The following is a 905-nucleotide window of genomic DNA, read 5'->3' as shown; positions in this document are numbered from 1 at the left end:
ATTTACGGAATTAGGTCGACCACTTACCCAAGTTACGCCTTAAATTTGGCTCAATTAGGGGCGCTTTGCATTTCAAATCTTTGTGCAACAAAGCCTTGTAAAATTACTTATCTGATATTGACTAAGTTATAAAAATATAATTGCAAATTTATTAAACAAACTAATGTTATATATTTATTTTTATTGTTATTTTTTAAAATTATAAAATAAGTGGGCTACTCTATTTGAGCCGCCTACTGAAGAAGAACTTCTATAAAGGCTCATTAAGTAAAAGATCAATAGAATTTCGTATAGCCGCATTATATTAAATGAATAAAATTTTTTTTGTAGAGATGTATATTTTTATCTTCAGTTTCTATAGGTAAATATACGGGACTTTTTTGTTATCTTTGTAAATAAAAAAGAAAAAAAAATTCTTATATTCAAGTTTATTTTATAAATATTAATTAGTGGCTTTACATTAATAAGATTAGAAACATATGTCAGGTTCATTATTAAATTTATATCTTCTAACTTAGACAAGCTATTTACCTTTCGCGAAGAATAATCAAAGGCGGTATAGATATGGCTAATCAAGATGATGATACAAATACATCAAATCGTGGATTTGCGAGCATGGATCCAGACCGACAACGTGAGATAGCGAGTCAGGGTGGTAAAGCTGCCCATGAAAGTGGAAATGCTCATGAATTTACTTCTGATGAAGCTCGTGAAGCAGGAAGAGCTGCCCATCGAAGTGGAAATGCTCATGAGTTCACTTCAGAAGAGGCGCGCGAAGCGGGCTCTCGTAGTCATATAAATGATAATAATTCTGGTGGCCGAGGACGTGGTCGTAGTCGTGATGACGACGATGACGATGATGATCGCGGTAGCCGCTCTGGTGGCCGAGGACGTGGTCGCAGCCG

1 protein-coding gene is annotated in these 905 nt (G+C 35.0%); it reads left to right on the top strand.

All coding sequences use genetic code 11. From position 1 onward, the window contains the following. Nucleotides 1-564: 564 nt before the first annotated feature. Nucleotides 565-905: KGG domain-containing protein (locus tag F891_RS00005; RefSeq protein ID WP_005261157.1), on the top strand; the 341-nt coding region annotated here is incomplete at its 3' end.

Source organism: Acinetobacter sp. CIP 101966 (assembly GCF_000369725.1).
Lineage (GTDB): Bacteria > Pseudomonadota > Gammaproteobacteria > Pseudomonadales > Moraxellaceae > Acinetobacter > Acinetobacter lwoffii_Q.
This window is presented reverse-complemented; position numbering and strand designations above follow the sequence as displayed.